8 protein-coding genes and 1 pseudogene are annotated in these 5637 nt (G+C 68.8%); all 9 read right to left on the bottom strand.

The window, feature by feature from the left end; all coding sequences use genetic code 11:
• A partial coding sequence (locus AC1D1S_RS19720; protein WP_476995279.1) for a HisA/HisF-related TIM barrel protein occupies positions 1-309 on the bottom strand: 309 nt, incomplete at its 3' end.
• An 85-nt stretch (positions 310-394) separates the two neighbouring features.
• Complete coding sequence (gene hisG / locus AC1D1S_RS19715; RefSeq protein WP_476995278.1) at positions 395-1237, bottom strand: ATP phosphoribosyltransferase; 843 nt, start codon at positions 1235-1237, stop codon at positions 395-397.
• Positions 1238-1341: 104 nt separating this feature from the next.
• Complete coding sequence (locus tag AC1D1S_RS19710; RefSeq protein WP_476995280.1) at positions 1342-1623, bottom strand: phosphoribosyl-ATP diphosphatase; 282 nt, start codon at positions 1621-1623, stop codon at positions 1342-1344.
• Positions 1565-1993, bottom strand: a pseudogene (gene ribH, locus AC1D1S_RS19705) (6,7-dimethyl-8-ribityllumazine synthase); the annotation flags it as partial. The pseudogene ribH and the gene AC1D1S_RS19710, both read right to left, overlap by 59 nt.
• Positions 1994-2037: 44 nt before the next feature.
• The gene (ribA, locus tag AC1D1S_RS19700; protein WP_243179150.1) at positions 2038-2733 is read right to left on the bottom strand and encodes a GTP cyclohydrolase II; all 696 of its coding nucleotides are present in this window, start codon (positions 2731-2733) and stop codon (positions 2038-2040) included.
• 13 nt (positions 2734-2746) lie between these two features.
• On the bottom strand, positions 2747-3460 hold the full coding sequence (ribB, locus tag AC1D1S_RS19695) for a 3,4-dihydroxy-2-butanone-4-phosphate synthase (RefSeq protein WP_476995277.1): 714 nt from the start codon (positions 3458-3460) through the stop codon (positions 2747-2749).
• Positions 3457-4143 carry a riboflavin synthase gene (locus AC1D1S_RS19690; RefSeq protein ID WP_243179154.1) on the bottom strand — a complete coding sequence of 229 codons (687 nt, stop codon included), beginning with the start codon at positions 4141-4143 and terminating at the stop codon, positions 3457-3459. The genes ribB and AC1D1S_RS19690 overlap by 4 nt, the downstream gene beginning before the upstream one ends.
• Positions 4143-5354, bottom strand: coding sequence for a bifunctional diaminohydroxyphosphoribosylaminopyrimidine deaminase/5-amino-6-(5-phosphoribosylamino)uracil reductase RibD (gene ribD, locus AC1D1S_RS19685; protein WP_476995276.1), 1212 nt, complete (start codon positions 5352-5354; stop codon positions 4143-4145). Before ribD ends, AC1D1S_RS19690 begins: the two co-directional genes overlap by 1 nt.
• Positions 5351-5637, bottom strand: a 287-nt coding sequence (locus tag AC1D1S_RS19680) for a nicotinamide mononucleotide transporter family protein (RefSeq protein WP_476995275.1), incomplete at its 5' end; no start/stop codon positions are given. The genes ribD and AC1D1S_RS19680, both read right to left, overlap by 4 nt.

Raw genomic sequence — 5637 nt, 5'->3', positions numbered from 1 at the left:
GATGGCGGCCTTGTCCGCGCCGCAGCGCAGGAGTTTGTCCACCTCGGCCACGCCACGGACCCCGCCGCCGACCGTCAGCGGGATGAAGACTTCCTCGGCGGTGCGGCGGACGACGTCGAACGTGGTCTCCCGGTTGCCGGAGGACGCTGTGACGTCAAGGAAGGTCAGCTCGTCGGCGCCGCTGTTGTCGTAGCGGTGCGCCAGTTCCACCGGGTCCCCGGCGTCGCGGAGGCCCTCAAAGTTGATGCCCTTGACCACGCGGCCGGCGTCGACGTCGAGGCACGGGATGACGCGCACGGCAACAGTCATGACTTCTCCTGGTACTTGCAGGCGGGTAATTGCTGCAGGGTGGTTGCTGAAGGTTTTCCTGGCGGGACCCGGCGAGGCGGGGAGCCTAGATGCGGCAGGCGTGGATGCTGCTGACCAGGATGGCGCGGGCGCCGAGGTCGTAGAGCTCGTCCATGATCCGGTTGGTTTCCCGCTTGGGCACCATCGAGCGGACGGCCACCCAGTCCGAATCGCGCAGCGGCGACACGGTGGGCGACTCCAGGCCGGGGGTGAGCCCGGCGGCCTGCTCGACGAGTTCCTTGCGGATGTCGTAGTCCATCAGCACGTACTGCCGGGCCACGAGGACGCCCTGGAGCCGGCGGATCAGGACCTCCGTGGCGGGGTTCTGCTCGCCCTTGCGGCCAATCAGCACGGACTCCGAATTCAGGATCGGCTCGCCGWATATCTCCATGCCGGCAGCCTTGAGCGTGGTGCCGGTCTCGACGACGTCGGCAATCGCGTCGGCGACGCCGAGTCGGACGGAGGATTCCACGGCGCCGTCAAGGCGGACCACCTTGGCGTTGATGCCGCGTGCGGCCAGGTAGCCGCGCAGCAGTCCGTCGTAGCTCGTGGCCAGGCGCTTGCCCTCGAGCTCGGCGACCGTGGTGAAGTCGCCGACCGGGCCGGCGAAGCGGAAGGTGGAAGCGGCGAAGCCCAACGGCAGCAGCTCCTCAGCCTCGACCTCCGCGTCGAGCAGCAGGTCGCGGCCGGTGATGCCGACGTCGAGCGTTCCCTGGCCCACGTACACAGCAATGTCGCGCGGGCGCAGGAAGAAGAACTCAATGTCGTTGTCCGGGTCCACCATGACAAGCTCGCGGGTATCGCGGCGCTGGCGGTAGCCTGCTTCGGCCAGCATGGCCGCGGCAGCTTCGGACAGGGATCCCTTGTTCGGGACGGCAACTCTAAGCATGGGAAAAGTCTCTCTTGGGTGTGGAAGTCTCTGTTGGGGCACATCGGCCACGCGGTGCACGGGATCCGCCAGCGAAGTCATGGCGGTGTCCGGTGCGGGCGCGGCTACAGATGCTTGTAGACGTCTTCCAGGGTGAGTCCTTTGGCGAGCATCAGAACCTGCAGGTGGTAGAGCAGCTGGGAAATTTCCTCGGCGGCGGCCTCATCGGATTCATACTCCGCAGCCATCCAAACCTCGGCTGCTTCCTCCACGACCTTCTTGCCGATGCCATGGACTCCGGAATCCAGTTCGGCGACGGTGCGGGAGCCCTCCGGGCGGACGGCTGCCTCCCTTGTCCTCGGTGGATCCGGGCAGGCCTGCCCGGTCGATCCCCTGCTGCTCGGTATCGCACGTCAGCACGCCGAAGCCGACGGGAATCCCGGTGCGGACGCTGACCTCGGTCAGGCCCAGGGTGGCCGCCTCGCAGACATATTCGAAGTGCGGGGTACCGCCCCGGATGACGACGCCGAGCGCCACGACGGCGTCGAAGTGCGGTGCCAGCCGGGCGGCCGCGACCGGGAGCTCAAACGTGCCCGGCACGCGCAGGACGGTCGGCTCATTGATGCCGGCGTCCTTCGCGGCGCGCAGGGCACCGTCGAGCAGCCCGTCCATGATCTGGGTGTGCCAGCTCGCGGCCACAATGGCCAGCTTGAGCTGTGAGGTTTCTTCGGGCTTGAAGGTGCTGAGGTCGATCTGGGGGGCGCCGTGGCCGCTCATAGGTATTCCTTGCTGTTGAGTCTGGTGGTCGTGTTGCTGCCCGGTCAGTCCTGGTCGTGCTCGAATCCGGACAGGCCGGCGGCCGGAGCCGGTTCAACGTCCAGGACCAGGCGGTGGTCCATCCGGTCCTTCTTCGTCTGCAGGTAGCGGATGTTCTGCTCCCGGGAGGGGACCTCCGTGGGGACCATCTCCACCACCTTGACGCCTGCCTGCGCAAGCCGGTCCTGCTTGTCCGGGTTGTTGCTCAGCAGCCGGATCTCGTGGAGACCCATCTCCGCGAGGATCTGGGCCGCGGCCTTGTAGCAGCGCGCGTCGACCGGCAGCCCGAGCTGTTCGTTGGCCTCCACAGTGTCAAAACCGGCCTCCTGCAGGGCGTAGGCCTTCATCTTGTTCGCCAGGCCGATCCCCCGGCCCTCCTGGCCGCGCAGGTACAGCAGGGTGCCGCCGAGTTCGTTGATCAGCTCGAGCGCATAGGCGAGCTGTTCGCCGCAGTCGCAGCGGTAGGAGCCAAACACATCGCCGGTCAGGCACTCCGAATGGAGGCGGACCAGCGGTGGCTCGCCGTCAACCGGCGCCATCGGTGAACTGACGGCCAGGTGCTCCGCGCCGGTGGCGAGGTCGGTCCAGGCCTGCGCCACGAAGTCGCCAAAGGCGGTGGGCAGCTGGACGATGGGTCCTGCGCTGACCGGATGCGGTTGACGGGCCATGGCCGTCTCTTCTCGGGTCTCCGAAGTCGTCATTATTTCTCCTCCATCAGACAGGGTCCGCTGCGTGGCTGCCGTGCTGTTCCGCTTCAAGATACGCCACCAGATCCGCAATCGAAATCAGGGKGCAGCCATGCTCGATGGCGAAGCCGCGCAATCCGTCCAGCCGCATCATTTCTCCGTTGTCGTACACAAGCTCTGCTATCACGCCCACGGGCTCCAGGCCCGCGAGCCGGCACAGGTCCACGGCCGCTTCGGTGTGGCCGGGACGTTCCCGCACTCCCCCCTTAACGGCGCGGAGGGGAAAAACATGCCCGGGACGGGTCAAGGAATGTGGCCGGCTTTGCGGGTCGGCCAGGATCCGGGCCGTCAGGGCGCGGTCCGTGGCGGAAATTCCGGTGCTGACACCCACGGCGGCGTCGCAGGACACGGTGTAGGCGGTGCCCTTGGCGTCTTCGTTGATTGCCACCATTGGCGGCAGCGCCAGGGCGTCGGCCCGGCCGGCGTCGAGCGGTACGCAGATCACTCCGGAGCTGTAGCGGACTGTCCAGCCCATCAGCGCGGGGGTGGCGTGCTCGGCGGCAAAAATGATGTCGCCTTCGTTCTCGCGGTCCTCGTTGTCCACCACCAGGACGGGGCGCCCGGCTGCCATGGCGCTGATGGCGTCCTCGATCGGATCGAGGCCTACACGCCCGGTGCCGGCAGCGGCGGCGCGGAGCACCCCGGCCACGTCATGGCCGGGCTGGTCCGTGACCCGGCTCATTTCGCGGCCCCGTCCGTGAGGGCGGCTTCTCCGGCGGAACCTTCGGCTGCCCTGTGCGCAGCGGGCGATGAACCGCCGGCAAAGGACAGCAGGCGTTCGGTGTACTTAGCCAGGACATCGACTTCGAGGTTTACATGGCCGCCGGGTGTCTTCTGGCCTAGGCCGGTCTCGGCCAGGGTGGTCGGGATGAGCCCTACTTCAAACCAGGGCGCCGGATCGTTGGCCGGGCTGACTGCCGTGACGGTGAGGGAGACGCCGTCGACGGCGATGGATCCCTTTTCGGCGATGTACCGGGCCAGCCCGGCCGGCACCGCGAACCGCAGCCGGTCCCAGTTGCCAAGCCCCTCGCGCTCCACGAGCTGGCCGACGCCGTCGACGTGGCCCTGGACCACGTGGCCGTCCAACCGTCCCCCGGCGGGGACGCAGCGTTCCAGGTTGACGGGATCGCCCGCCGTGAGTTCTCCGATCGTGCTGCGGACCAAGGTCTCGCCCATGACGTCAACGCTGAAGTCCCTGCCGTCGATCTGCGTGGCGGTGAGGCAGACGCCGTTGACCGCTATGGAACCGCCCAGGGCGAGACCGTCCGTGGCGCCGGGCGCATGGAGCCGAACGGTGGCGCTGCTGTCCCCGTTGCGCTCAACGGAGAGCACCTTTCCCTGCTCGGCGATAATTCCGGTAAACATCAATTGCCTCCTGCGGCGGTGTCCGCGCCGGTGCGGTGCGGGGTGGTATCGGATGAAGTAGGGGTGGCGGCCGGGCCGGCCGGGTCAGCATCATCGGCGGTGGCGGCCGGGCGCAGATGGAGCCGGAGGTCGCGGCCGAGGACCTGGACGGCGCCTCCGGATGCCGGGTCCCATTCCCACCGCTGGGCATCGGCCAGGGTGGTGATGCCGAGGTCGTCCAGGGCGGCGGTGCCGGAGCCAAGCAGTGTGGGCGCCAGGTAGACGATGAGTTCGTCGACCAGGCCGGCGGCCAGGAACGCGCTCAGGATCCGTGAGCCGCCCTCCACCATGAGGTGCCGGACGCCGTGTGCGAACAGCTGGTCCAGGGCCTCGCGCGGGTCGCGGGTGGCCAGGTGCAGGACGTTGCCGTCGGCTCCGTGGATGGCGGCGTCGTCGGGAATGCCCCGGTACCCCATCACGGCGCGCAACGGCTGTTTGCCCTCTGCTTCGCCGTCGGCGTTCCGGGCGGTAAGCCGGGGGTTGTCGATCAGGACCGTCTGGGTGCCCACCAGGATGGCGTCTATCCGGCCGCGCAGGGCGTGGTTGTCCGCAAGCGATTCCGGGCTGGAGATCCACTGGCTGGTGCCGTCGCTGGCGGCGATGCGGCTGTCGAGAGTCTGGGCGATATGCAGGGTGACGAAGGGCCGTTTGGCGGCGACGGCGTCGAACCAGCGCCGGTTCAGGTCCAGCGCCGMCTCGGCCGCCAGCCCGGAGCGGACACGGACGCCCGCGGCCCGGAGCGTCACGGCGCCGCCGGCCGCCGGGTCGTGGGGATCGTCGACGGCGTAGATGACGTCGGTGATGCCGGCATCGATGATCGCCTGCGCGCAGGGGCCGGTGCGCCCACAGTGGTTGCAGGGCTCCAGCGTCACCACGATCGCCGCGCCGCGGAGGTCCCGGCCCGCCGCTTTCGCCTGGCCGATGGCGTCGGCTTCGGCGTGGGCAGTCCCTGCGCCGCGGTGGTAACGGGTGGCGAGGTGCGTCCCGTCGGTCCCGACGACGACGGCGCCGACGAGCGGGTTGGCGCCCCGCGGGCCCTGCGCCGCGGCGGCCAGGGCAGCCTGCATCGCAGCATTCTCGGCAGCGTTAAACGCGGCAGTGCCGGACTGGGCAGTGCCGGACGGGGCGGCGCTGAATCCGGCGCTCAGGCCGGCGGTGTTGAGGGCACTCACTTGGCCACCACGGGGTCGGGGAAGGCGGTTTCGACCGTGACCGGCAGGTTCGCCAGCCTGGAGGCACGCCACCAGACAAAGAACCCGGCCAGGGTGAAGAAGCCGTAGAAGAGGTACATGACGGCGCTGGCGTAGTAGCCGGCGCTGAACAGCAGTGGCACACCGACGATGTCCACCGCCACCCACATGAGCCAGAACTCCGTCCAGCCCCGCGCCATGCCGTATGTCGCGAGCAGCGAGCCCATGAACGTCCACGCGTCGGCCCAGACCGGCGGGTAGGAGC

The organism is Arthrobacter sp. P1_A5, from assembly GCF_056406825.1.
The sequence above is the reverse complement of the archived record's forward strand: the minus strand, read 5'-3'. Positions and strand labels throughout refer to the sequence as shown.